This window comes from Cognatishimia sp. F0-27 (assembly GCF_020667845.1).
GTDB lineage: Bacteria > Pseudomonadota > Alphaproteobacteria > Rhodobacterales > Rhodobacteraceae > JAFMPQ01.
This window is the reverse complement of the sequence record NZ_JAFMPQ010000003.1, coordinates 204799-231017: the sequence shown is the minus strand read 5'-3', so window position 1 is coordinate 231017 and position 26219 is coordinate 204799. Positions and strand designations below refer to the sequence as shown.

Sequence of the window (26219 nt, the reverse complement as noted above, 5' to 3'; positions counted from 1 at the left end):
GGGCTAGAACCCGCACTTGTCGCGCAGAAACGCCAGCGCCACGGACAGCCCGTCGGGCGCAATCCCGTGTGCCGTGCCCTTCATCACATGGGCATAAACTTCTTTCCAGCCCGCGCCCTGCAAGGCTTCTGCCGCCTCCGGCAGCGATTGCGGCGGCACCACGTCGTCCATATCTCCGTGCACCAAAAGCACCGGCGGGCGTGTCACAACCTCATCGGCGAGAAGTTCCGGCGCAAGGATACGGCCCGAGAACCCGACGATCCCGGCGATTTCATCGTCCCGGCGCGGCGCCACATGCAGGCTTATCATCGTGCCTTGCGAAAAGCCGACAAGCGCCACCTGCTCGGGCAGGAGATCCTCATCGACCATCAGCGCGTCGAGAAACGCGTTCAGATCGTCCGCCGCACGCATCAACCCCGCCTGCGCCTCCTCTTCCGACGAGCCGTCGATCCACGGGATCGGAAACCACTGGAACCCCATCGGCGCACCGGCACAGGATTCGGGCGCATCGGGTGCCACGAACAGGGTATCGGGCAGGTGCTCGCCCAGCGGATCGGCCAGCCCCAGAAGGTCCGCGCCATTGGCGCCATAGCCATGCAGGAAAACCACGCAGGAGCGGGTTTCGCCGGATTGCGGCGCCTTGCGCCCGGTGTTCAGAACACGCGTCAAAGGATGCCCTCCCTGTCTTTGGCCACATGGTAGTAGGCCCAGAGCGTGCGCGCCGCAACCGATCTCCACGGGCTCCACGCCAGCGCCATCTCGCGCAACGCTTTTTCCTTCGGGCGCTCCGGCAATTCGAACAGCGCCCGCGCGGCTTCCTGCAAAGCCAGATCGCCCGGCGCGAACACATCCGCGCGCCCTAGCGAGAACATGGCATAGATCTCCGCCGTCCAGACACCGATGCCCTTGACCGCGACAAGCCGCGCGATCACCGCCTCGGTCGGTGCGTCCCGCAAAGCGACAAAGTCAATCTCCGCCTCGGCCAGCGCGCGGGCATAGGCCGCCTTCTGACGGCTCAGGCCAAGCGCGCGCAGTGCCTCGTCGCTGCTGGCGAGGATCGGTTCGGGCTCGGTCATCCCTGCGGCCTCAAGCTTGCTCCAGATCGCACGCGCCGAGGCCACGGAAACCTGCTGGCTGACAATCGCCTGTAGCAGCTGAGAAAACCCGTCCGGACGCAGGCGCAACGGCAAGGGGCCAGTGGCCTCAAGCGCGTGGGCAAAACGCGGTTCCGCCCGGCGCAGCCACGCAGCGCCCTCTGCGATACAGGCCTCGCCCTGAATGATCCGCCCCGTCAGCCAGTCACCCATTGCACCGCCTCCTTGATTGTGCGCACGCGCGGTCCGTCGGGACGACGCGGGCGGTCGATCAGCGCCACGTCGATTCCAAGCGCCCGCGCGGCGGCCAGCTTTGGCCAGCCGCCCGGTCCGCCCGCGTTATAACTCAGAATCCAGTCGATCCGATGCCTGCGCAACAGGGCAATCTCTTCTGCCACGCTGAAAGGCCCCTGCCCGCGCAGCACCTGCCCCCGCCCGATGGGATCATGGTCGGGATCCATCCCCAGCCGCCGGACAAAAAGCCGTGCGCGCAGCGCCTTGAGCCGGGGCAGTTCGGCGCGCCCAAGCGTCGCCAGCACCCGCGCGCCCTCTGGAATGACGGCGGCGGCGTCCTCCGGCCTGCGCAGCCTGTGCCAACGATCCGCCCGGGTTGCCCGCCACGGCGGTCGGACAAGCTGGCAATGGCGCAACCCGCGCAGGCGACAGGCCTCGGCAACGCGCTCGGCGGTTCGCGTATCAACCGGATGGGCCGCTTCGATCACCGCATCGGGGCACGCCTCGAAATCCGCGTCCCTCAGCGGTTGCGGCGGCACCGCCCAGCCCCGCGCAACCCGCTCCCGCGCGGCCAACCGCACCGATGCCTGCGGCAGCGATTGGGACAGTGCAAAGGCTTCGGCGGAGCCCGCTATGATCAGGATGGAACCCATGCCCCTGCCTACCGCGCAGCCGCGCCAAGGGCCAGAGACCCCGGCACAAGTTCGGAGCAACCATGCGGCCCCTCCCCGCGACAAAAGGGCGCCCGCACGCGCAGTCACCCGATCAATCCGGGCAGGCGCCCAGCAGCTCCCGCGACCCGCCCAAGCGCCAAACACAAACGCACATTCGCATGTGCGCATTCGTCGCTTGCCCTTGCGGCGACGCGCGCCTACGGATGAGCCATGACAGACATGACAGCCCCCCAGCCCGCTTCCGACAGCCGCTCACGGCGCAACGTGACCGTTCTGGTCTTTGCGCAGGCGATTCTTGGCGCCCAGATGCCGATGATCTTCACCATCGGCGGGCTCGCGGGGCAGTCGCTTGCGAGCAATGTGTGCTTTGCAACCTTGCCGATCTCGTTGATCGTCTTGGGGTCCATGCTCAGCGCGACACCGATCTCCGCCATCATGCAACGCTATGGCCGGCGCACGGGCTTCATGGTTGGCGCCATGGGCGGAGCGCTTGGCGGGGCCGTGGGAGCCTACGGGCTATACACGGCCTCCTTCCCGATCTTCCTGCTCGGATCGCTGCTGACCGGGGTCTACATGTCTGCGCAGGGTTTTTACCGCTTTGCGGCCGCCGACACCGCATCAGATGCCTTCCGCCCCAAGGCGATTTCCTACGTGATGGCGGGGGGGCTTGCCTCGGCCATCATCGGGCCGCAGATCGTCAAGCTCACGGCAGATGCCTATGTCGTGCCCTTCCTCGGCACCTATGCGGCGGTGATCGCGGTCAACATCATCGGCTCGATGCTGTTCTTGTTCCTCGATATTCCAAAGCCACCGGTGCCCTCCGAAGATGCGCCCAAGGGCCGCTCGCGGATGGAATTGCTCAAGACACCGCGCATCGCCGTTGCGGTGATCTGCGCCATGGTGTCTTACGCGCTGATGAACCTCGTGATGACCTCGACGCCGCTGGCCGTGGTCGGCTGCGGGTTGAGCGGCTCTCTGGTGCCAGACAATGCGACCCAAGGGTTGAGCATCGCGGAACAGACCGATCTTTTCGTGAAATACGCCGCCGACGTGGTCACGCTGCACGTTCTGGCGATGTTTGCCCCCTCGTTTTTCTCCGGGCACCTGATCGCGCGGTTCGGGGTCGAAAAGATCGTCGGCCTTGGCATCCTGATCCTGGCCGGCGCCGGGGCCGTGGCGCTCTCCGGCGTCACGCTGGAGAATTTCTACATCGCGCTGATCCTGCTTGGACTGGGCTGGAATTTTGGTTTCATCGGCGCAACGGCGATGCTCACCGAAGCCCATGCTCCGCATGAGCGCGGCCGGATGCAGGGGTTGAACGACCTGCTGGTGTTCGGCGGCGTGACCTTTGCCTCGCTGTCCTCCGGGGGGCTGATGAATTGCTCTGGCGGGACGGCGGAACAGGGCTGGCTGGCGGTCAACCTCGCCATGGCGCCGTTCCTCGTTCTGGCTGGCGGTGCGCTGATTTGGCTGGCGATGCGACCCAAGGACGATCCCGCCACCGTCTAGGGTCAACCTTGATCGATCCAGCACGGCTTGCGGGGCTGCCTCAGACGCGCAGCCCGCGCCATGTCAGGCCAAGCCGCCGTCGGAACTCCCCCTCGTCAAGCCGTCCTTCGGGGATCGCCGCATGATCGGCACGGGCGCGGCGCAAAACCCCGCGCGCGCGCCATGCTGCCAATTCCGCGATCCGGTCCGGCCGTCCGGCGCGACAGGCCGCCTCCGCGGCATCCGCCCGCGCAAGGGCTGTGTCGATCAACCCGTTCATCTCCGAAACGCTCATCTCCGGCAACGGGTTGATCCCGCGCGCCAGAAACTCCGGCACCGCCAATAGGTAATTGGCCAGCGCAGACAAGCCCCCCACGGCCTCGGCTCTGGCCCGGCGCTTGGCAGGCAACCCGTCTGCCGCGGTGGCCTCGTCGAAGCCGTGCTCTGCCGGCAAGGCCTGCACCGTTGCGTCAAGAACCCGGACTGCGGCCCACATCAAGGTGCCGCCCGTCCGGTCGAGATAGTCCTGCAGATCACCGGCCGTCTCCGGGCGCAAACGCTGCGCATCGCGCCGCCGCGCATCCACCGACCGTTGCAAAAGCCGCGCCGTGCCGGGATCGAGCGCTTGCGCCAGAGGGACCGTGACCTCATGCCGGCGCACCATCCCGCCAGCGGCGATCTCGTCCAGCGCATCGGCCCACCATTGCAGGCGCATCTCAGCGATGATCGGCTCCTTGCTCGCAAACGGTGCGCGCGCGATCTCTACGTTGAAGGCATAGAGCGGAAACAACGCGACGCGCGCGGGCACCGGCGCGGCCATGGTCGCTGCAAAGCGGTCCGGGTCACCCTTTTGCACAATCGCCGCGCAGGCACGCAGATCGGGATCGTCAAACGCGCTCATGCGGGTGTCCGCGCCACGGATATCAGGTAGCCGGTCTCCCGGCGCAGAGCGCGCCATGCCCGCGCCTCGGCCTCCGCCGCGTCGAGAACGGCTGTCAGAGCGGGATCCGCATCGGGACGCAACGCCGCGATCCGCGCATCAAGCGGTTGAAAATAGGCCTCCCACGCCGCCTCGCTCACCGGGGTCTGTCGCAGCACGTCGAAACCCGCCACCTTCAGTGCCTTCGCGATGGCCTCCGCGGTTCGTGTCTCGTAGCCGTCCCAGAAATCCCGCGCCGCTTGCGACGGGGTCTCGGTGAAAAAGCACGGCTCCGAAAACGCCAGCACCCCGCCCGGTTTGAGCGCCCCGGCCACGGTGGAGGGGCCGGTCTCAAGCCCCATGAAATAGAGCGCACCAGCGCTCCAGACCGCGTCGAACGGGGCATCTGCGTGGGCGGCAATCTCTGCCATGTCGCCGGTCTCCACCGTCGCGTTCGGCATGGTGATCCGGGCCTGTGCCTCGGCGACAAATCCGGGATGGGCCTCTATCCCGACCACGCGGCCATCCGGCACAAGCGCAGCCAGCGCATCGAGATCAGCCCCGGGGCCGCAGCCAAGCTCCGCAATCACCCCGTCACGCGGCACACCCGCGCCGCGCAGCGCCTCCGCCGCCTCTTCGGGCAAGCCCGGACCCTCCCGGTCCAGCCCCCGATGCAGGCAAAAGAACGCCTCCCAATCCATCAGACCGGCGCGCCTTCCCGCGCGCGGGCGGTGTCGCGCACAAGCTTCCAGCGGACCGCATCCAGCAAGGCCTCAAAGCTCGCATCGACGATATTCGCGCTCACACCGACGGTTGCCCAACGCCGCCCCTCTTTGTCTTCGCTGTCGATGATGACGCGGGTGACCGCCTCGGTGCCGCCTTGGGTGATGCGGACCTTGAAATCCACAAGGCGCATGTCGTCGATCATCGACTGGTAAGGGCCCAGATCCTTGGCCAAGGCCTTGGCCAGCGCGTTCACCGGGCCCCGGTCAGCCCCGGTTTCATCCATCGACTCGCTCACGGAAAGGGTCTTTTCATCGCCGATCTTGACCACAACCACCGCCTCGGAGAGCGAGACCATCTTGTTATACTTGTTCTTGCGGCGCTCCACGGTCACGCGGTAGCGCTTCACCTCGAAGAAGTCCGGCAACTGCCCCAGCGCATCCAGCGCCAGAAGCTCGAAACTCGCCTGCGCGGTGTCGTAGCTGTAGCCTTCATCTTCACGCGCTTTCACGCGGGCGAGGATCCTCGGCAATGCAGGGTCGTCGCGCGACACCGATACCCCGGCATCCGCCAGCCGCCGACGCAGGTTGGACAGGCCAGCCTGATTGGACATCGGAATGATCCGCGTGTTGCCGACGGACGCCGGGTCCACATGCTCATAGGTTGTCGGGTCCTTGAGAATCGCGGAGGCATGGAGACCCGCCTTATGCGCAAAGGCCGAGGCCCCGACATAGGCCGACTGCCGCATGGGCACCCGGTTCAGGATATCATCCAGCATGCGGCTGATCCGGGTCAGCTGACTGAGCGCATCGCGGCTCACCCCGGTTTCGAACCGGCTCGCATAGGGCTCCTTGAGCAGCAGCGTCGGGATCAGGGCCGTGAGATTGGCATTGCCGCAGCGTTCGCCCAGACCGTTCAGCGTGCCCTGAACCTGACGGACCCCGGCCTCGATGGCCGCAAGGCTCCCCGCGACGGCGTTTTCCGTGTCGTTATGCGTATGGATGCCCAGACGCTCTCCGGGAATGCCTGCCGCGATGGTCTCCCGCACGATCCGGCCAATCTCCGAAGGCAGCGTGCCACCATTGGTGTCACAGAGCACGGCCCAGCGCGCGCCGGCATCGAGCGCGGCGCGCAAACAGGACACGGCATAATCCGGATTGGCTCGGAACCCGTCAAAATAATGCTCGGCATCAAACAGCGCTTCACGCCCGGCGGCGGTGAGATGCGCGATGGAGGCCGCAATGTTGTCGCGGTTTTCGTCAAGCGTTATACCGAGTGCGCGGGTGACATGGTAATCATGGCTCTTTCCCACAAGGCAAACCGCGCCGGTGCCCGCGTTCATCACCGCCGCAAGCACATCATCATTGGCCGCCGAATAGCCCGAGCGCTTGGTCATGCCAAACGCGGTCAAACGCGCACCAAGCGGGCCGACCGCTTCGAAAAACGCGCTGTCCGTGGGGTTGGCGCCGGGCCAACCGCCTTCGATATAATCGACCCCCAGCGCGTCGAGAGCCTCGGCAACGCGCAGCTTTTCGGCGGTCGAGAATTGAACGCCCTGTGTCTGTTGACCGTCACGCAGCGTGGTGTCGTAAAGATAAAGCCGGTCGGTCATTCTGGCCTCCGATCACCGCCAAGGGTCGCGACTTGCGGCGCGCTTTTGAGCTTCTTTGGGCCTGAAATATCCCGGGGGTCTGGGGGCAGCGCCCCCAGCGTGCCACATATGTCGTTCATCGCAACGCCTCCAAAGCCTGCGCGTCGAAATCGGGACCGGGGACCAACTCAACACCCTCTTTCGACATGCGAACCTCGACCCCTGCGGCCACAAGCGCTGTCTTGAGCCGGTCAACACACGAGAAATCCTTGGTCCGCATCGCCAGATCGCGCGCCTCGGCCAACGCGGTCTCGAACCTTGCCAGATCCGCGGAACCTGCGGAGCCATCCGGTGTCTGGCCTTGCGCCGGCTCCCACGGTGTTTGCCAGTCGAACCCCATGAACGCCATGGCGCGTGCCAATTGCACTTTCGCCCGCTCGTCATGGCGCGCGGGCTTTGCGAGCTTCTGCATCTCGGCAAAGGCAAGGTGAGTGTTGAGGTCATTGGCCAGTGCCGCAAGGATCGGTTGTGGCACGGGTTCGCCTGCAACCGTGCTTGCGGCATCGCCCGGGATCGCCGATGTGAGCGCTTTCCACCGCGTGAGCGTGGCTTGCGCGTCGCGCGCCTTTTCGGCGGTCCAGTCCATCGGCTTGCGGTAATGCGTCGACAGCATAACGAAACGGATCACTTCGCCCGGTATCCCCTGATCCAGCAGGTCGCGCACGGTAAAGAAATTGCCCAGCGACTTGGACATCTTCTTGCCCTCGACCTGAAGCATCTCGTTGTGCAGCCAGACCCGTGCCATGGCTTGCGTGCCATTGGCGCAGCAACTCTGGGCAATCTCGTTTTCATGATGCGGGAACATCAAGTCGTTGCCACCGCCATGAATATCGAACTCCGGACCGAGCAGGGCCTTGGCCATTGCGGAGCATTCGATATGCCAGCCGGGGCGCCCCCGGCCCCAAGGGCTCTCCCATCCCGGCAACGCGTCGTCCGACGGCTTCCAGAGCACAAAATCCATCGGGTCTTCCTTGAACGGAGCAACCTCGACCCGCGCGCCCGCGATCATGTCATCGACGGACCGCCCGGACAGCGCGCCATAGCGCGAGAATTCCCGCACGCGGAAAAGCACATGCCCCTCCTTGGCATAGGCAAACCCGTCGGCGACCAGCGTTTCGATCATCGTGACCATCTGTGCGATATATTCGGTCGCGCGCGGTTCGTGATCGGGCGTCAGGGCGCCGAGTGCAGCCATATCCGCGCGATACCATGCGATGGTTTCGTCCGAACGCTCCCGCACCAACGCTTCCAGCGTGCCGGGCGCACCGGCCTGTTGCCGCTGCAGGGCGGTTGCGTTGATCTTGTCATCGACATCGGTGAAATTGCGCACATAGGTGACATGGTCCGCTCCAAAGACATGGCGGAGCAACCGCACCAGAACATCGAACACCAGAACCGGCCGGGCATTGCCGAGATGCGCGCGATCGTAAACGGTCGGCCCGCAGAGATAGAGCCGGATGCTCTCCGGGTCGATGGGCGCAAAGGCCTCCTTGCGGCGGGTCAGACTGTTGGTAAGCGCGATATCCATGGCCGGTCCTCAGAATGGCAACGCGGCGGGAGTAGCAACTTCGTCTCGGTTTGGAAACATGAGATGACCACCCGCCAGATCAGGGTCGGAGCGGTCCGACCCGGTTCAGCAGGGAATACAGCAAATCGTCGTGTGTCTCGGTCTCATGCCAAAAGCTCTAGCAGATCCGGCGCGTCATGCAAACCGGGCTTGTGCAGCGGCCGGGATTTCCGAAGCCCCGGCTTGCGCCGGCGCGGGCGCCTTGGCCGCGCAAGAAAACAGGCCGGGCGTGGCGGCCCGGCCTGTCATCGGTCGGTGTGGATGCGCAAGGATCAGAGCGAGGCGTTGTAGATCTTGTCGATATTGCTGCCCAGTGCGGCGTTGAACGCGTCGTCCGATTGCTGTTTCGCTAGGCCTTCGGTGAGCGCGCGGCTGAACGAGGCAATCATCTTGGGCTGGCGCGCGAGGCGCGTGCAGGCCTCTTCGGTGCTGTAGCCGCCCGAGAGCGCGACCACGCGAAGCACACGCGGATGATCCGCAACCGCGTCGTACAGCCCGTCGGTATTGGGGATCGTGAGCTTCAGCATCACGGTTTCATCGTCCTTAAGCTGATCGAGATGGGCGAGAATTTCCGCCTTGAGGATCTCCTCGGCCTCTCCCTTCGACGCGGAATGGATATCCACTTCCGGCTCGATGATCGGCACAAGTCCCGCGGCACAGACCGTGCGCGCCACGTCGAACTGCTGCGACACCACCGCGCGGATGCCGGCGGCGTTGGCCTCGTGGATCACCGACCGTGCCTTGGTGCCGAACACACCGAAGTCTTTGGCCTCGGCAAGAAGCGCCTCAAGGCCGGGCATCGGCTTCATGATCTGCGCGCCATCGGCTTTGTCTTCGAGACCCTTGTCGATCTTGAGAAAGGGCACGATGCCACGATCTTCCCACAGGAGCCGCGCCACCGGTTTGCCGTCGATCTCGCCCCGCATAGTGCGTTCGAACAGGATCGCCCCGATCACCTTCTCGGAGGTGAAATCCGGCGCGGTGATGATCCGCGCGCGCATCTTGTGGATCTCTGCGAACATCGCTTCGTCGCCATCATAGGCATCTTCCTCGACACCGTAGAGCCGCAGAGCCTTCGGGGTGGAGCCGCCAGACTGGTCGAGCGCTGCAATGAAGCCCGCGCCGGTTTCCATCTGATTGCTCATCGATTGAAATGCGTCGCTTGCCATGCTGTTCCAGCTCCTCGATGGGTGATCCTCGTGCGCTCTGCATAGACCATGTGCCTTTGCCGGGACAGAGGGCAAATCCATTGTTAACGCTAAACTTTTTGGACTTTGGGCGGCGTTTCCGCGCGCTAGCCCCGTTCTTGCGGCTGGGGGCGCTAACGGCGCGACACGGTGAGCCAGATGCCGTCGCGCGCCCGGACAGTGAGATGCGCCTCCGGCACCGGCACGCGCCCCGCCACCGGCGCGACGCGGACGGCTTGCAGGATTCGCGCCAGCAGAAGCACCCCTTCGGCCATGGCAAAGCCCGCGCCGCTGCAAACGCGGCGCCCCGCCGAGAACGGCAAATAGGCGTTGCGGGCAGAGTTGGCCGCGGCCTCCGTTTGCCAGCGGCCCGGGTCAAAAGCGTCGGGGGCATCCCACAGAAGTTCATGCCGGTGCAGATGCCAGGGGCTGAGCACGATCTGCGCCCCTTTCGGGACGACCCGCTGTCGAAACCGCTCCGGCGCGCGGGCTTCGCGCACCATCATCGGAACCGGCGGATAGAGCCGCAACGTCTCGCGGAACACATCCCGCGTCAGCGACAGGTGCGAGAGCGCAGACAGCCTGTCCAACGGCACATCGCGGGCCTCGTCGACAAGACGCGCCTGCCACGTCGGCTCACTGGCCAGCAAATACAGCGCCCAGGCGAGCGCCGAGGCAGAGGTTTCGTGCCCCGCCAGAAAGAAGATGGCGACCTGGTCAACCATCTCTTCGGGCGTGAAGCAGCGCCCGGTTTCGGGGTCCGGCGTGGTCATGATCTTGGTGGCAAGATCGTCCGGCGCCTTGCCCTCGGCAATCTCGGCGCGGCGCTTGTCCACCATGGCGGCAATCAATGCGCGGATCTCGCGCGCCGTCCGGCGCGTGCGACGCGAAAAGCCACGCGGCACCCAGCGCGGCAACGGCAAGAAGGCGGCCAGGTTCAGGATCGGCTGGCTACGCTGATAGGACTGAAAGGCGCGGAAGACCTTGGCGGCGGCGGCATGTTCGATGGGAATGGAAAACAGGACCCGGAAAATCACGTCAGCCGCGGCGTGGCTGGTGATTTCCTCGATCTCGACGGATTGCCCGTCGAGCCCGGCGAGGCGCGCCGCGGCCGCGTCCGCCGCGGCCGTCAGGTGCGGCCAGCATTGCTGCAAGCGACCGCCCGAGAAGGCCGGATCAATGATGCGCCTTTGCCGCTCCCAGTCCGCGCCGTTGCTCACAAAGACGGAGCCGCCCAGCAACGGGCGGAGACCCTCGCTTATCCGGTCGGATTTGGGAAAATCCATCGGACGGGCCTTGAGCACCTCCGACACCAGCTCTGGCTGATTGACGAGGAAAGACCGAAAGAAGGGCGTGCGAAACTCCGCCATCCAGGCCCTGTAGAGCCGCGCGGGCTGCGCCGAGAGGATGTCCTTGCGAAACAGCCGCCCATAGCGCCAGAGCGACACGCGGTCGGGCCGTGCGACGGGTTTCGGCGGCAAGGCGGGTTCGGTCATGCGGCGATCGAGGTGTATTTCGACACCGGGATGTCGATCCGGCTCATGGATTGCGGACGGTCCGCATAGCGCGCGGCCAGCGAAAACGGCCCTGCCGTGATCTGGAAATAGTCATAGTCGAGAGGCCTGTCGAAGGCACAGAGATACTGGAAATGCCGCCGAAAGAAGCGCCACCGCAGAGAGGCAAGGCGTTCCTCGCTCAGAGATCGGGAAAACTGCGCCGAAAAGACCAAGGGCCACCGCTTCTCCGCCGGCGCCACCCCCGACACGGAAACGGGGTCACAAAGCGCAAAACACGCGCCGTCCCCCGGCGCGGTCACATCGACCCAGGTGAGCCGCCGGGACGCGGACAGGAAGCGCAGATCTGCCCGCAGCCGTTTTGCATCGCGCAGGAAAGACGCCATTGGCACCACCTGTCCGAGGCTCAGGAACGCCAGCCGCGGGCCGCGGGCTGGCATTTTGCCGGACCGGACAAGATCAGCCAGCACCGAAACCGCAATATGCGCGCCCGACGAGTGGCCGATGACGAGGATTTCGTCGACGCCGTCATGCATGGCATTGGCGATGAGATCCCGGAATCGCGCCATGCGGGCTTCCAAAGCCGGCGGATAGGCGCCGCGCGTTTGCGCCGTGAAGGCATAGTCATGCATCAGGTAATAGGCATAGACCCGGCCATCCTGCGCCTTGAACCATCGCAACAAAGCGGTGCTGACCCCGGCCCATGCGGCCAGCCCCAGCGCCGTGGCCGGCCAAAGCACCCATGGGGCGGAAGACACGGCCTGCGCCGTCATGCCGATGGCAGCGAAGACGCCCCAGCCTGCAAGCAGCGCGACGACCAGCTGCGCCAGTAGCATCACGATCGGGTAGAGGGCGGCAATCACCGGCCCCTTGCGCATCTGGACAAGGCGTTTGAGCGTGCCAGATGACAGGTATTCCCAAGAGGTGCGGAGCAATTGCCAGTAGGTTCCGGGGATGGTTGCGGACATTGACTGACGCACAATATCGGACCAGACGAGCACCTCGATATCGCTTTTGGTCACGCGCCCGTCGATGCGGGTCGCGACCCGCCAGCCGAAATTCTCCGCTTCCGGATGGGCGGCGATGGCGATCTCGTATCCGGAAAGCCTTGCCTGCTCCGCGCCCTCGCGGCGATAGAGTTCGCGGTAACGGCGCGGCGGCAAAGGGTCATAGCCGGGTATGTAAAACACCCGTCGGCGTGTCACGTCAGCCTGTGCCTGTCCGTTCTGGATCATCGCGCCCTCGTGATGGATGACCCCGCATACAGGACCAATCCGGCAACACTATGGCCGACCAGTTCATGTCAAATGGTTAACGGAAGGCTCTTTCTACGCGCGACTGTCCGCCCTCGCGGCGACACATGACGCAGCTCGCGGCCCGTCCCGCATTGTCACCCCAGCATGCCGAGCGCGGGGAATGTCTCCAGAAGCCAGAAGGCAAAAGCCGAAAACGCGCCCGTCACCAGCGCCAACCCCACGGCCACCAGAAGGATGCCCATGATCCGTTCGATCAGGACCATGTGCCGCTTGATCCGGTTCATCACCCCCATCGCCCGGCTGAGGAACATTGCCGCCAGAAGAAACGGGATACCCAGCCCGGCCGCATAGACGGCCAGAAGCGTGGTGCCTCGTGCAACGGAGGCCTCCGTGGCCGCAAGCGACAGGATCGCGCCCAGTTGCGGCCCGATGCACGGTGTCCAGCCAAAGGCAAAGGCAAGCCCGAGAATATAGGCTCCGAATGCCGATCCCCCCGCATCGCCAGCATCCATACGGGCCTCGCGATCGAGGAAGGGAATGCGGATGATCCCGAGGAAATGCAGACCGAACACGATGACAACCACACCGGATATGCGCGCGAGAAGCACCTGGTTCTGCAAAAAGAACATGCCCAGCCAAGAGGCCGTGAACCCCAGAAGGACAAACACCGTCGACAAGCCCAGCACAAAGAACAGCGCCGCGAGCGTGACACGGCCGCGCGCCTGCCCGTCGGACTGCATGTCGGTCACGCTCATGCCGGACATATAGGCCAGATAGGGCGGAACGATCGGCAGCACGCAGGGGCTGAGGAAGGAAATGAATCCGGCCAAGAGCGCCACGAACATGGCGGGCAAAAGCGACGCGTCGATGATCTCGATTCCAAACATGCCCCTCCCCTATGCCATCCGGGGCAGCACGTCACCTGACATGCCGTCACATCTTTGTGGACCTTGCCACGCCGGACGCCTAGATCAAGGGCATGACTGATACGAACACGCTCGACGCAACAGGGCTGCTCTGCCCGCTTCCCGTTCTCAAGGCCCGCAAGCGGCTTGGCACGCTGTCAAGCGGCGACCGGCTGCATCTGAGCACGGACGATCCCGCCGCCGTGGTGGATGTGCCGCATTTCTGCAACGAAGCCGGGCACGTGCTCGAAGACACGCGCGAGGACGGTGCGGTCATGCATTGGGTGATCCGCAAAGGCTGAGCCTGCACGGGCAAAGCCCATCGGGGCGCGTCCCGGCCCTTCCCCCACGCGTCAAATCAAAAGCCGCCCCGGATTTCCCGGAGCGGCCTTCAAATGTGGCGTACCACGCCGCAAGCGCGGCACATATTCGCACAGGCGTGACAGCTCTAGCGGCCCAAAGACCACCAGCCCCGTTTCTTGGGTTTGCTGTCATCGGTCGCGTCGTCCGCAGCGGTTTGCGCGGTGGTCTCGGGCTCGGCTTCCGGTTCCGGCTCTGAGACCTCCGGGGCCACCGCGGGTTCGGCAACCTGCACGTCGGTCCCGGCGGCAACCACCGAAGCGATGACCTCGGAAGCCTTGCGGCGCGTGCGCTTGGGCTTGGGTGTCTCTTCGGCTGCGGGCGCAGGTGCCGACGCGGGTTCCTCTGCGGGCTGTTCGACCGTTTCGACGGACGGCTCTTCCGGTGCTTTGGCTTCAGCCGGCGCCGCGGGTTCGGCTTGTGCCGCTGGCTCCGGAGTGGCGGGCTCGTCGACAGCTGCCGCGTCTGGCTTGGCCGGTTTCCGGCTACGGCTCCGGCGCGGTTTCTTGGGCGCTTCCTCGTCCGACTCTGCGGGCGCATCATCCTTGGCGTCTGCGGCCGCTGCGGCGTCCTTGGCGTCTGCCGCCGGGGCGGCGTCCGGCGTGGCGTCTGCCGGTTCGGCCACAGCCTCCGCGGCGTCACCATCCGGCGCTGCCTCCGCTTTCGGCTTGCGCGTCCGGGTGCGGGTGCGCCGCTTCGGCTTGGGCTTTTCCTCTGTCCCAGCGGCATCAGCCTGAGCGTCTTCGGAAACGCTGTCTGCCTGATCGGTCACCGGCTCGGCGACCTCCGCGACCGGCGCAACCCCGTCTGTCTCCGGCTCGCTTGCGTCCGCAGGTGGTGTCTCGGCAGCCTCCGTTTTCGCATCGCTGCTGGTCTCGGACCCATCCTGATCGTCACGGGCTTCCCCGTTCTCATCGCGCGACTTGCCCCGACGCCGCCGACGACGGCGCTTCTTCTTGGGTTTCTCTTCGTCATCCGCAATGGGTGCGGGCGCCTCCTCGGCGGGCTGGGCCGCCTCCACCTCGATGTCTTCGCTCGCGGCCTCTGCGGCGGCATCCTCGTCCACCTGGTCCATCAAGGACGTATCGACCGACACCACCGGAGCCGCCTCGGGAACCGGGCGCGTTGCTGTCTTGAACTTCTCCATCGAGAAATCCGGCGCGACGAGATGCGGATCGCCTTCGATCCGCACGGCCATGCCGTAGCGCGCCTCGATCTGCGCCACATGCTCACGCTTCTGGTTCATCAGGTAATTCGCAATGGAAACCGGGCACTTGACCAGCACTTCGCGGGAGCGGCGGCGTGTGCCCTCTTCCTCGATCTGGCGCAACACCTGCAACGCCATGTTGTCATCCGACCGGATCAGGCCCGTGCCATGACAGGCCGAACATGGCTGGGTCGTAGCCTCGATCATGCCAGGGCGCAAACGCTGCCGCGACATCTCCATCAGGCCGAAACCGGAGATCCGGCCCACCTGAATGCGGGCGCGGTCGGTCTTGAGCTTGTCCTTGATACGCTTTTCGACCGCGGCGTTGTTCTTGCGCTCGTCCATGTCGATGAAGTCGATCACGATCAGCCCGGCAAGGTCGCGCAGACGCAACTGGCGCGCCACTTCCTCGGCGGCTTCGAGGTTTGTCTTGAGCGCGGTTTCCTCGATCGAACCTTCCTTGGTGGCCCGGCCCGAGTTCACGTCAATGGCCACAAGCGCCTCGGTCACGCCGATGACGATATAGCCGCCGGACTTGAGCTGCACCGTCGGGTTGAACATGCCGCCAAGGTAGCTTTCCACCTGGTAGCGCGCGAAAAGCGGTAGCGGATCGGTGTAGTTCTGCACGTTCTTGGCGTGGGACGGCATGATCATCTTCATGAAGTCCTTGGCGATGCGGTATCCGCGCTCCCCTTCCACCAGAACCTCGTCGATCTCGCGATTGTAGAGGTCGCGGATCGAGCGTTTGATCAGGTCGCCTTCCTCGTAGATCTTGGCCGGTGCAATGGATTTCAGCGTCAGCTCGCGGATCTGCTCCCAGAGCCGTTGCAGGTATTCGTAATCGCGCTTGATCTCTGTCTTGGTGCGCTTGGCGCCCGCGGTGCGGATGATCAGCCCGGCGCCCTTCGGCACGTCGATCTCCGACGCGATGGCCTTGAGTTTCGAGCGGTCCGTGGCAGAGGTGATCTTGCGGCTGATGCCGCCGCCGCGCGCGGTGTTGGGCATGAGCACACAGTAGCGACCGGCCAAGGACAGGTAGGTTGTCAGCGCCGCGCCCTTGTTGCCGCGCTCTTCCTTGACCACCTGCACCAGAAGGATCTGGCGGACCTTGACCACTTCCTGGATCTTGTATTTGCGCGCGCGCTGTTTGCGCGGCGGGCGGATGTCCTCTTCGGCATCGTCATCGGCCACAGATTCGATCGACTCGTCGCGTTCGACGGCTTCGGCCTTGCCGCGCCGTCCGCGACGCGGCCTGCGCGCCGGCTCGGCATCGTCGTCATCGGCGCTCTCGTCCGAATCGGCGTCGTCCGAGTCACCGCCGGCCTCTTCAGCCGTGTCAGCGGATTGCTCTGCGGTGTGATCCGCGCTTTCGGCGTCTGCGGTGGACGCGTCGTCCTCCTGGGCGCCGTCGGCTTGCGCGGGCGCGGCTTCCGAAGCGGACGTCTCTGCCTCGGCGGCGCCGGTCTCGGTCTCGGCCACGTCGGTTGCATCAGACGCGGTCTCGGTCCGGGCGTCGTCCGCCTGATCGTCCTGCGGCTCCTCGACGGGCGTTTCCGCGACGCGCTCCATCGGCGAGCTGCCCTCGTCGGACAGGCCGGTGTCGTCCTCGGAGAGGTCGATGGTTTCCATACCGGAAATTTCGGTTTCCGGCTCGGCCGTTGCGACCGCATCCTTGGCGTTTGTGGTTTCCGCTTTCGGGGCGCGGCGACGCGACCGGCTGCGCGATGTGCGCTTGGGTTGCTCGTCTTCCTCGGCGGCGGCCTTCGCCAGCGCCTCTTCCTCGGCCATCAGGGCCTGCCGGTCCGCGATCGGGATCTGGTAGTAGTCGGGATGGATTTCCGAGAAGGCGAGGAACCCGTGACGGTTGCCGCCATAATCGACAAAGGCCGCCTGCAGCGACGGTTCGACCCTGGTTACTTTTGCGAGGTAAATATTGCCAGCGAGCTGGCGCTTGTTTTCTGATTCAAAGTCGAATTCCTCGACCTTATTTCCGTCAACCACCACAACGCGGGTCTCTTCCGCGTGGGTGGCGTCGATAAGCATTTTCTTAGCCATGTGATCCATGCGCACGGATCGACAACGCCTGTTCCCGGCGGGAAAAGCGCTGAAAATCCGTGTCTTGTCAGGGCGATAGCGTGCGCGCGGGCATGGGGAGGCTGTTTGCCCCCTGCCTCATGCCTCCAATGTAATGCGCGCTTCATCGCGTTTCTTCTCCGACGCCCACACCCCGATACGGGAGCGGCGCCTGCTCATTGGCCCGCCGCAAGATGCGGTCCGGGCGCGGTTCAAAGCCAGTATCGCGCAAGAGTTGCGGCTTGCTGGCCTGTCTCTACAAGGATCAAGTCGATCCAATGTGCTCTCGGCCCGAAGGCCCGATCTGTCCAACCGATCAAGCGCAGCCAGTGCCCGCCCGACGTGTCGGAGAAATTCTACGGGGGAGCCTGTGGTCAGGCTTCCTCACCCTCACATTAAAGCGCGTGACGCCCAAATGACAATGCCCAATCGCCCGAAGCCGGTTCGGGACAGGTTTTGATGCGCCGCGATATCTCGGAAACCGGGGGGGTGCGGAGCATTTTCGGGGCGATCCGGGCCGCCGGAGCGAGGGTTGGCAATGGGCCAAACACTGCGCCGACGCGCGATGCACAATCCATGCACAAAGCATGCACATTCCATGCGCATGGATCTGCACGGGCCATGGGCCCGGATCGGACCGGAACCGGAGAGAGCCGACCGGGATCATCGGGCCGATACGCGGGACGCGGAACGCAGGCAGGTAATTCGCGGGACACCGGCACGCGGAACGCAGGACGCAGGACATGGGCACACGGTTCGCAAGGCGTCTTTCTTTTTTCCGGACGGACGCGGTTGCGCAGCACCGGGATTTGCCGCAGCACTTGAGGCAGATCAAGATGGCGCCGCGCCCGGCTGCTATGGATGATCTCACACATTCAAGGAAGAGGATCTCAACGTGCCTTTTGGATTGATTTCATACCGGCCCGTGTCTCTGCCCGATCTCGAAGATGGCGGCTTTTGCGATCCCTTTATCGTTCCGACGCCGCTCGGCACCCTGACCGGCATGATCGGCGATGGCGACGGGCTGCTCACAATGGCGGACAATGGGCTGGCGACCTTCAATGGCGCGCCCATGACGATCCACGACACCGGCAATGCCACCTACGGTTTCCTTGCGGGAGGCGGCGGGTCCATCTTTGTCGGCAGCGCATCCCGCGATGTGGTCTTTTTCACCGCCGGGACTGAAAGCTTCATGGGATGGCGGGGCTCCGCCCTGACCGATCTGAGTTACCATGTCGCGTATGCCGAAACGCCCGGATTTACGGCCTTCGCCAATCCGTTCATCGGTGATGACGCCGTGGACGACCGTTTTGTTGGCGATTGGTTTGGCAACGACATGGAGGGCGGTGGCGGGCACGACCATATCTATGGGAGCCTTGGCGACGATACGGTCAGGGGCGGCACCGGCGATGACACGCTCTTTGGCAATGGCGGGCGCGATCTGGTCATCGGCGATGACGGCAACGACCACGTCCTTGGCGGCGCGGGCTCGGACACCGTATCGGGCAGCGCCGGCAATGACCGGCTCGACGGGTATAGCGGCAATGACTGGCTGCGCGGCGGTGCGGATGACGACACGCTGATTGGCGGTCCGGGCAATGACCGGCTCGATGGCGACAGCGGCGTCGATATTGCCCTGTTTGTCAGACAGGCATCGGCGGCGCATGTCGATCTTGCGGCTGGCACCGCCACGGGCGGCGGCGGGACTGACACTTTGATCGATATCGAGAATGTCTTTGGCAGCGCATGGAACGACACGATCCACGGCGACGATGCCCCCAACCGGCTCAATGGCAGCGGTGGCGATGACAGCATTCTCGGTGGCGGCGGACCGGATACTCTGCTCGGGTCGGACGGGGATGACCGGCTTTATGGCGAGGCGGGCGGTAATGACATTCTGGTGGGCGGTGTGGGCGACGATTTCCTTGCGGGGGGCCCGGGTCACGACCGAATGATCGGAGGGCCGGGCGCAGACCAGTTCGTATTTCTGGGCAACGAAGATCTCGTCGCTGGCGCACACAACGTAGACAAAATTGCGGATTTCAATGTAGCGGAGGGCGATCTGATCAATCTGTTTTTTGTCGACGGCAATGTGCATGTCGGCGGCAACCAATCGCTGCGCTTCACCGGAGAGACGTTCGGCGGCGCGAATGGCGATGTTCGTGTGACTGAGGAAATCGAACGCAGCGGCGCTGCTCTCACGCGTGTGTCGATTGATTACAACGGTGACAAGATTTCGGATGCGGACATTCTGCTTGTTGCGCCATCCGGCGTGATCGACGCGGACGCTTTTGTTTTTTAGCGGGTGAAGCCGCGCGCCAAGCGCATATCGCGCGCTTTTGTACGAACGATTGGCGCCAGCGGCGGACACGCCTACGGTCCGGATTGGCAATGCTGGCCAAAGGGTCCTGCGGATGGTGCGCCCATTCAGACCGGGCGCCTGCCGCCCGGTTCGGGGTTTTTTATCGGGGCGTATTCAGCCCAAAGCATTCAGCCGTTTGATCAGCGAGGACGTGTCCCAGCGCGCGCCGCCCATCTTCTGTACGTCCTTGTAGAACTGATCGACCAGCGCGGTCACGGGCAGGCTCGCGCCGACCTCGTCAGCGGTGTCGAGGCAGATGCCAAGATCCTTGCGCATCCAGTCCACGGCGAATCCATGCTCGAAGGCGTCGTCGAGCATGGTCTCGTAACGGTTGACCATCTGCCACGACCCGGCGGCCCCGCCCCCGATCACATCGACCACGGCGCGCCCGTCCAGCCCGGCCTTCTGTGCGAAATGCAACCCTTCGGACAGCCCCTGCACCAGCCCGGCAATGCAGATCTGGTTGACCATCTTGCACATCTGTCCGGCACCGCTGTCGCCGATGCGGCGGCAGAGCTTGGCATAGGCGTCGATCATCGGCTCCGCGCGGTCATAGGCCGCCTGCGCGCCGCCACACATCACCACAAGCTGGCCGTTTTCGGCCCCCGCTTGCCCGCCCGACACCGGCGCGTCGACAAAGGCAATACCCCGGTCCGCACCAGTTGCGGCCAATTCATGCGTCACCTTCGACGAAACCGTGGTGTGGTCGACAAAGACGCTGCCTGCGCCCATGCCCGCAAAGGCGCCATCATCGCCCAGGCAGACGGAGCGCAGATCGTCGTCGTTGCCGACGCAGGCCATCACGAATTCCGCCCCCTCAGCCGCCGCGCGCGGGGTGTCCGCGTGAGTGCCGCCATGCTCGTCGGCCCATTTCGCCGCTTTCGCGGCCGTGCGGTTATAGACGGTGACCGCGTGGCCCGCCTTCGCCAGATATCCGGCCATCGGGTATCCCATCACACCCAGACCCAAAAACGCAACTTTTGCCATGACGCCTCACTTCCCTCCTGTGGTCCGGCACGGTGGCCGGCTTGAACCCATCCCCGGCGGTGGAGCCTTGTGTGCCCGCATCCGGCCAGAGCCTGCCTGCGATGCCAAGACGCGCTTGGCTTCCTTGTGGATGCAGGCTACTTCCCCCGGGATCTAGCGCATGCGAAAGGCGAGGAAAATGGCGCTTCTCTTTCGATGGCTTCTGCGGCTCGTCTCGGCCGCGCTTGTGTTTGGGGTGATCGGCGTCCTGCTGATCTATTACCTGGCCTCGCGATCCTTGCCGGAATACGACAAGACGCTCGCCGTGTCGGGCACCACGGCGGAAATCGAGATCGTGCGCGACAATCACGCGGTGCCCCACATCATGGCGCTGTCGGATCGCGATGCGTTTTTCGGGCTTGGATACGTCCATGCGCAGGACAGGCTCTGGCAGATGCTCTTGCTGCGCCGCACGGTGCAGGGCCGGCTGAGCGAGGTGTTCGGCGCGCGGACGGTCGAGACCGACACGCTCTTGCGCCGGCTGGACCTCTACCCGCTGTCGGTGCGGTCGGTCGAGGCGCAGGACGCCGCAACGCTCGATGCGCTCGAAAGCTATGCCGCCGGGGTCAATGCGCGAATCGAGGAAATCAATGCCCAGAGCCTCGGGCGGGGTGCGCCGGAATTCTTCCTGTTCAACGCGCCGATCTCGCCGTGGCAACCGGCTGACAGCATCGCACTGGTCAAGCTCATGGCGCTCCAGCTTTCCGGTCACCTGACCGAAGAGGTGTTGCGGGCGCGGGTGTCGCTGGCGCTGGACGACCCGACGCGGCTCTCCGATCTGTTGCCGGATCTTCCGGGCCCCGGCGTGGCCGCCCTGCCGGAATACGCACAGCTCGCGCCGGGGCTGCCGCGCTACACCGAAACCCGGACCCGGCAAGCCTTTCTCAACCCGGTGCCGCCGCGCGGGCTTGCCGGGGCATCCAACGCCTGGGCCGCCTCGCCGGATCGGTCCGCGGGCGGCGGGACGCTGCTGGCCAATGATCCGCATCTGGGTTTTGCCGCGCCGACACCGTGGTATCTTGCCCGGCTGGAACTTCAGAGCGGCGGTGTGGTCGGCGCGGGAATTCCCGGCATTCCCGCGATCATGGTCGGCCGCAGCGAGGCGCTGGCGTGGGGGCTGACCTCCAGCTATCTCGACGATCAGGACCTGTTTCTCGAACAGCTCGATCCGGACAACCCCGAACGCTATCGCACCGCCGATGGCACGCGGCCCTTCGAGACGCGCAAGTCGATCATCCAGATCAAGGATGCCCAGCCGATCACCATCACGCTGCGATGGACCCAGAACGGCCCGGTCCTGCCCCGGTCGGTCTATAACCTCGGTGCGATCACGCCGCCCGGCCATGTGATGGCGCTGTCCTGGACCGCGCTTTCGGATGCCGACACCTCGATCACCGGTGCCATCGCCCTGATGACCGCGAAATCGATCGAAGAGGGGTTCGATGCCGCGCGGGCCTATATCGCCCCGTCACAGAACCTTGTGATGATCGACGAAGCCGGCATCGCGATGAAGACCGTGGGCGCCATGCCCCGGCGCGACCCGGGACACGAGACGCGTGGCCGCCTGCCCGCGCCGGGATGGGTCGAGGCGAACCGATGGCAGGGCATGCTGCCATTCTCGGCCAATCCCGAATTCGTGTCGCCGCCCGGCGGGATCGTGGGCAACACCAACAACAAGGTGGTGGACCGCCCCTTCCCGATGCATGTGAGCTTTGATTGGGGTGACAGCCAGCGCGTGCAGCGCTGGACGGCGATGATGCAGGGGCGCGAGGTCCATACCCGTGACAGCTTCATCGAAGCCCAGCTCGACACGGTCAGCCAGGCGGCGCGCACGCTGTTGCCGCTTGTGGGGCGCGATCTCTGGTTTACCGAAGAGGCCGCGCCCGAAGGCACGCCCGCCCGCGCCCGCCAGCGGGCATTGGCCTTGCTGGCGGAATGGAACGGCGAGATGAACGAGCACATGCCCGAGCCGCTGATCTATGCGGCGTGGATGCGCGCGGTGCAGGAGCGGCTGATCCGCGACGATCTCGGGCCGCTTGCAGACGCGTTTGTGCACGTCGAGCCGCTTTTCATCGAGCGGGTGTTTCGTGGCGTGGGCGGCGCGGAGGCGTGGTGTGACATCGCGCGCTCGACCCTGACCGAGAGCTGTTCGGACATTGCGCGCATGGCGCTCGACGATGCGCTTTTGTGGATCGACGAAAACTATGGCACGGCGCTGGAATCGCTGCGCTGGGGCGATGCGCACCAGGCGACCCACGATCACCCGATCCTCGGCGAGGTGCCGGTCTTGCGGTATTTCGTCAATATCCGCCAGAGCACGTCGGGCGGCGATCACACCTTGCAGCGCGGGCGCAGCTCGGGGCGGGATCCGACGCCGTTCCACAATGTGCATGGTGCGGGCTATCGCGGGGTCTATGATTTCAATGACCCGGACAGTTCCGTGTTCATCACCGCAACCGGGCAGTCGGGGCATTTCCTGTCGCGGCATTACGACGATCTGGGTCAGCTGTGGCGGCGCGGCGAATATGTGCCCATGTCGCTCGATATCGGCCTGGCGCGCGCGGCATCCGTCGGCATTACCCGGCTGACAAAACCCTGACATCGCGGCCCCCCCCCCGATCTCAGCGCTGCCGGCGGGGCGTTTTCATGATGGATTTGGGGCTCTGCCCCGTCGCAGCAAAGCTGCGACTCCCCGGGATATTTCAGGCCCAAAGAAGCGCTAGGGGAAGAGAGATCCGGCCGGACAGGGCCCGGGGATTACAGCGTTGCGAAGCGCGCCTTGTCCGCCGCGCCCCAGAACACGTCCAGCGCGTAGCCGCTTTCGGTCTGACGTTCTTCTTCGACAAGGCCTTTTTCGAACAGCCAGGCCCGCGCGCGGCCCTGGTCGAAGCGCAGGGTCACGGTTTCGCGGGTCTTGGCGGCGCCCAGCGTGGCCGTCAGCGCCTGCAGGAAGGCATCCAGCCCCGCGCCGGTCAGGGCGGAGACCGCAAAGATCGCCTCATCGCGTGCGGCGCGGGCCTCCGCGGCTTGCAGATCCTCCGGCGCGAGTTGGTCGATCTTGTTCCAGAGCTCGATCTGCGGGGTTTCGTCAAGCACCCCCAGAGAGGCGAGAATGTTGCGCACATCCTCGGCCTGACCTTCGGTGTCGGCGTGGCTGATATCGCGCACATGCACAATGACATCCGCCGCCAGAACCTCTTCGAGCGTGGCCCGGAAGGCGGCGACCAGTTCCGTGGGCAGATCCGAAATGAAGCCCACCGTATCGGACAGGATCACGTCGGCGCCGGTGGGCAGCGCCACCTGCCGCATGGTCGGATCGAGGGTTGCGAAGAGCATGTCCTTGGCCATCACCTCGGCCCCGGTCAGCCGATTGAACAGCGTCGATTTGCCGGCGTTGGTGTACCCCACCAGCGCGACGATCGGAAACGGCACCTTGGCCCGGGCCTTGCGGTGCAGGTCGCGGGTCTTGACCACCTTGTCGAGTTGACGGCGCAGCCGCACGAGCTGTTCGTCGATGGCACGCCGGTCGGCCTCGATCTGGGTTTCGCCCGGCCCCCCGACGAAGCCAAGCCCGCCGCGCTGCCGTTCGAGATGGGTCCAGGCGCGCACGAGGCGGGTGCGTTGGTAGCTCAGCGCAGCCATCTCCACCTGCAGCACGCCTTCCCGGGTGGCGGCGCGGTCGGAAAAGATTTCCAGGATCAGCCCGGCACGGTCCAGCAGCTTGACCTTCCATGCCTTCTCAAGATTGCGTTGCTGGACCGGGGTGACGGGGCCGTCCACAAGCACCAGTTCCACATCAGCCGCTTTCAGCCGGCTTTCAAGCTCTTCGATCTTGCCGGAGCCGAACAACATGCCCGGATGCGGGCGCGGCAGGGGCACGACCTCAGCGCCGACCACGTCAAGGTCGGGCAGCGCCTTGGCCAGCGACACGGCCTCTTCAAGCGCCGGCGCTGCGTCGCGTCGGGCGCGGTCGGACTTGATATCGGGATGCAGAACCCAGGCGCGGGTTAAAGGCGTGTCGTGCTCGTTCAAGAGCCTTCTTCACCGTCGTAGAGGTTGATCGGTTGCGACGGCATGATCGTCGAAATCGCATGCTTGTACACAAGCTGGGACTGGCCATCGCGACGCAGCAGGACACAGAAATTGTCGAACCAGGTGATCACCCCCTGCAGCTTCACACCATTGATCAGAAAGACCGTGACCGGCACCTTCGTCTTGCGCACATGGTTGAGAAATGCGTCCTGCAGGTTCTGTCTGTCCGAAGCCATTGGCCGTTGCCTTTTGTTTTATGTGTCTTGTCTAAAGCGTCAATTCACTGACCGAACTGCTGTGCGCAGCTCCGCGTCCGAAAGAGTATGGGGCGCAAGACATGGAATTTCCAGATGAAATTTCAGGCTTTTTGCCCAATGTCAATCTAGGCAGACAGCAATTGACTGACAGATTGTCACCCCCGGTCAATCAGTCGCGCCAGACCTCGGGGCTCAACATCACGATGATTGCCAGCAATTCGAGCCGCCCCAGGATCATCCCGCCACACAGGGCCAGCTTGGCGCCGGGTGCCAGCGCGATCAGGTCTATGGTGGTGGCGGATGCCATTTCGACCAAGGGTCCGGTATTTGTCAACGCGGCGATCGTGAGTACCAGCGCGGGCTCGAAGGGGACGTTGAACGCGCCAAGCCCGACCGCAAACGCCGCCAGCGAAAGCGCAAAGAGCATGAAGAACACCCAGGCGATAAACGCGCCTTCGCGCCGCGTGCGACGGGAGACGATGCGCGACCGCCCGACCGAGCTGGGATGGATCAACCGCTCGACTTCGCGGTTTGCGTTCAGGCCCAGAGCGTAGACGCGCATCAGCTTGACGCCACCGGCGGTTGTCGCCACCCCTCCCCCGAGCAGAGCCAGCCCCATGAGGATCAGCCCCGGTGTCGAGAGGCCGGACCAATTCTGCGCGGTCTGCCAGTCGGCAGAGACAAACCCGGTGGTCGACAGGTAGCTCAGCGCCGTGAAGAGCGCGCCCCAGAACGCCCGCAGTCCCTGAGCGAGGTTCTCTTCCTGGCCCACGTCGAAGGACGCCCACCAATGACGCATAAACAGCGCGACCGGCACCACGAGCACGATCAGCACGCCAAGGCGAAATTCGGGGTCGTGCAGCAGCCGTGTTTCGCGGATCACGCTGGTATCGGAGGAGAAGGTCACCCGCGACAGCGCAAAGAACAAGAAGCAGAACAGGATCATCTCGCCTGCGAGACCGCTTGCGCTGCCGAGCACGGCGCCATCCGGCGCGATGCCCGAGGTTGCCATGACCGACATGGCGAGACTGACCGCTGTCAGCGGGGGATCCCCGGCGACCAGAAGCATGATACAAAGCGCGCCCGTGAGCCCCGTATAGACCGGCGCAAGCGCGATCACCGAGCGCCACACCCGCAGGCCGGGGTCGCTCTTTTCGTTCATCCCGGCCCCCCCGACCACGGGCTGGCCCGGCTCGCCGCGCGCGGTGATCTCGAAGCCGCCAAGCGCCAGCGGCGCCATGATGGCCGCCGCCGCAACCCACATCACCAAGCCGCCCATCCATCCCACCTGTGCACGCCAGAGATGCTCCGGACCCGACAGGCGCGCATTGTCGAACAGGGTGACGCCGGTGGTGGTAAAGGACGAGACCATCTCGAAATACGCGGACAGGAACGTGGTGGTGCGCACCGCTTCCCAGAACGGAACGGCCATCAGCACGGGCAGGAACACGAAGGCCGCCAACAGCGCCAGAAGCTGGCGCAGCGGGCTCTGGTTATGCTCGCGATTGGCCAGCGCCACCGCCGCCAGCGTCGTCAGCGTGCCGCCGACGATGCCGGAATAGAAAAACGCGCGCGCGTCCGAGTGATCCTCGATGACCAGCGCGAAGATCGCCGGGATGGCCATCGAGGCCGACACGGCGCCCATCATCAGCAAGAAGATCGGCAGGCGCGAGATCATCGACATCAGGCG

General features: G+C 64.9%; 20 protein-coding genes. 4 read left to right on the top strand and 16 right to left on the bottom strand.

Annotated elements, in window-relative coordinates:
- Positions 1-3: 3 nt before the first annotated feature.
- From J1C49_RS03305 to J1C49_RS03295, 3 genes are read right to left on the bottom strand one after another with little or no spacing between them, the layout of a single operon-like run.
- Entirely contained in the window at positions 4-669 is a 666-nt protein-coding gene (locus J1C49_RS03305; protein ID WP_227444375.1) for an alpha/beta hydrolase, read from the bottom strand.
- Positions 666-1307: a DNA-3-methyladenine glycosylase gene (locus J1C49_RS03300; RefSeq protein WP_227444374.1), complete on the bottom strand. Its 642-nt coding sequence runs from the start codon at positions 1305-1307 to the stop codon at positions 666-668. Before J1C49_RS03300 ends, J1C49_RS03305 begins: the two co-directional genes overlap by 4 nt.
- Positions 1292-1981 (bottom strand): precorrin-6A/cobalt-precorrin-6A reductase, encoded by a 690-nt coding sequence (locus tag J1C49_RS03295; protein ID WP_227444373.1) that lies wholly within the window; start codon positions 1979-1981, stop codon positions 1292-1294. Before J1C49_RS03295 ends, J1C49_RS03300 begins: the two co-directional genes overlap by 16 nt.
- Before the next feature lie 231 nt (positions 1982-2212).
- On the opposite strand from J1C49_RS03295, the gene J1C49_RS03290 reads away from it, so the two are divergent.
- Positions 2213-3511 carry an MFS transporter gene (locus tag J1C49_RS03290; RefSeq protein ID WP_227444372.1) on the top strand — a complete coding sequence of 433 codons (1299 nt, stop codon included), beginning with the start codon at positions 2213-2215 and terminating at the stop codon, positions 3509-3511.
- A 40-nt stretch (positions 3512-3551) separates the two neighbouring features.
- Here the strand turns inward: J1C49_RS03290 and J1C49_RS03285 are convergent, their stop codons facing one another.
- From J1C49_RS03285 to J1C49_RS03250, 8 genes are all read right to left on the bottom strand, one after another.
- Positions 3552-4391 carry a squalene/phytoene synthase family protein gene (locus tag J1C49_RS03285; RefSeq protein WP_227444371.1) on the bottom strand — a complete coding sequence of 280 codons (840 nt, stop codon included), beginning with the start codon at positions 4389-4391 and terminating at the stop codon, positions 3552-3554.
- Complete coding sequence (locus J1C49_RS03280; RefSeq protein WP_227444370.1) at positions 4388-5110, bottom strand: trans-aconitate 2-methyltransferase; 723 nt, start codon at positions 5108-5110, stop codon at positions 4388-4390. Before J1C49_RS03280 ends, J1C49_RS03285 begins: the two co-directional genes overlap by 4 nt.
- Positions 5110-6744: a citramalate synthase gene (gene cimA, locus J1C49_RS03275; protein ID WP_227444369.1), complete on the bottom strand. Its 1635-nt coding sequence runs from the start codon at positions 6742-6744 to the stop codon at positions 5110-5112. Before cimA ends, J1C49_RS03280 begins: the two co-directional genes overlap by 1 nt.
- Positions 6745-6859: 115 nt before the next feature.
- Positions 6860-8311, bottom strand: a complete 1452-nt coding sequence (gene cysS, locus J1C49_RS03270) for a cysteine--tRNA ligase (RefSeq protein ID WP_227444368.1) — start codon at positions 8309-8311, stop codon at positions 6860-6862.
- A gap of 311 nt (positions 8312-8622) precedes the next feature.
- Positions 8623-9519: a fructose bisphosphate aldolase gene (locus J1C49_RS03265; protein ID WP_227444367.1), complete on the bottom strand. Its 897-nt coding sequence runs from the start codon at positions 9517-9519 to the stop codon at positions 8623-8625.
- Positions 9520-9671: 152 nt separating this feature from the next.
- Positions 9672-11033 (bottom strand): cytochrome P450, encoded by a 1362-nt coding sequence (locus J1C49_RS03260; protein WP_227444366.1) that lies wholly within the window; start codon positions 11031-11033, stop codon positions 9672-9674.
- The gene (locus J1C49_RS03255; RefSeq protein WP_227444365.1) at positions 11030-12286 is read right to left on the bottom strand and encodes a hypothetical protein; all 1257 of its coding nucleotides are present in this window, start codon (positions 12284-12286) and stop codon (positions 11030-11032) included. The genes J1C49_RS03260 and J1C49_RS03255 overlap by 4 nt, the downstream gene beginning before the upstream one ends.
- 155 nt (positions 12287-12441) lie before the next feature.
- Entirely contained in the window at positions 12442-13194 is a 753-nt protein-coding gene (locus J1C49_RS03250; protein ID WP_227444364.1) for a cytochrome c biogenesis CcdA family protein, read from the bottom strand.
- A 92-nt stretch (positions 13195-13286) separates the two neighbouring features.
- On the opposite strand from J1C49_RS03250, the gene J1C49_RS03245 reads away from it, so the two are divergent.
- Positions 13287-13514 (top strand): sulfurtransferase TusA family protein, encoded by a 228-nt coding sequence (locus J1C49_RS03245; RefSeq protein WP_227444363.1) that lies wholly within the window; start codon positions 13287-13289, stop codon positions 13512-13514.
- A 146-nt stretch (positions 13515-13660) separates the two neighbouring features.
- On the opposite strand, the gene J1C49_RS03240 is transcribed toward J1C49_RS03245, so the two are convergent.
- A complete protein-coding gene (locus tag J1C49_RS03240) occupies positions 13661-16834 on the bottom strand; it encodes an Rne/Rng family ribonuclease (RefSeq protein ID WP_227444362.1) in 3174 nt (1057 codons plus the stop codon).
- 913 nt (positions 16835-17747) lie between these two features.
- Here J1C49_RS03240 and J1C49_RS03235 point away from each other — a divergent pair.
- Complete coding sequence (locus J1C49_RS03235) at positions 17748-19154, top strand: hypothetical protein (protein ID WP_227444361.1); 1407 nt, start codon at positions 17748-17750, stop codon at positions 19152-19154.
- Between the two features lie 174 nt (positions 19155-19328).
- On the opposite strand, the gene J1C49_RS03230 is transcribed toward J1C49_RS03235, so the two are convergent.
- On the bottom strand, positions 19329-20201 hold the full coding sequence (locus J1C49_RS03230; protein WP_227444360.1) for an NAD(P)-dependent oxidoreductase: 873 nt from the start codon (positions 20199-20201) through the stop codon (positions 19329-19331).
- 178 nt (positions 20202-20379) lie between these two features.
- On the opposite strand from J1C49_RS03230, the gene J1C49_RS03225 reads away from it, so the two are divergent.
- Positions 20380-22839, top strand: coding sequence for a penicillin acylase family protein (locus J1C49_RS03225; protein WP_227444359.1), 2460 nt, complete (start codon positions 20380-20382; stop codon positions 22837-22839).
- 158 nt (positions 22840-22997) lie between these two features.
- Here J1C49_RS03225 and hflX read toward each other — a convergent pair whose 3' ends face one another.
- The 3 genes from hflX to J1C49_RS03210 form a co-directional block, all read right to left on the bottom strand.
- Positions 22998-24272 (bottom strand): GTPase HflX, encoded by a 1275-nt coding sequence (gene hflX / locus J1C49_RS03220; RefSeq protein ID WP_227444358.1) that lies wholly within the window; start codon positions 24270-24272, stop codon positions 22998-23000.
- Positions 24269-24508 carry an RNA chaperone Hfq gene (gene hfq / locus J1C49_RS03215; RefSeq protein ID WP_227444357.1) on the bottom strand — a complete coding sequence of 80 codons (240 nt, stop codon included), beginning with the start codon at positions 24506-24508 and terminating at the stop codon, positions 24269-24271. Before hfq ends, hflX begins: the two co-directional genes overlap by 4 nt.
- 190 nt (positions 24509-24698) lie before the next feature.
- The gene (locus J1C49_RS03210; protein ID WP_227444356.1) at positions 24699-26213 is read right to left on the bottom strand and encodes a TrkH family potassium uptake protein; all 1515 of its coding nucleotides are present in this window, start codon (positions 26211-26213) and stop codon (positions 24699-24701) included.
- Positions 26214-26219: the final 6 nt, after the last annotated feature.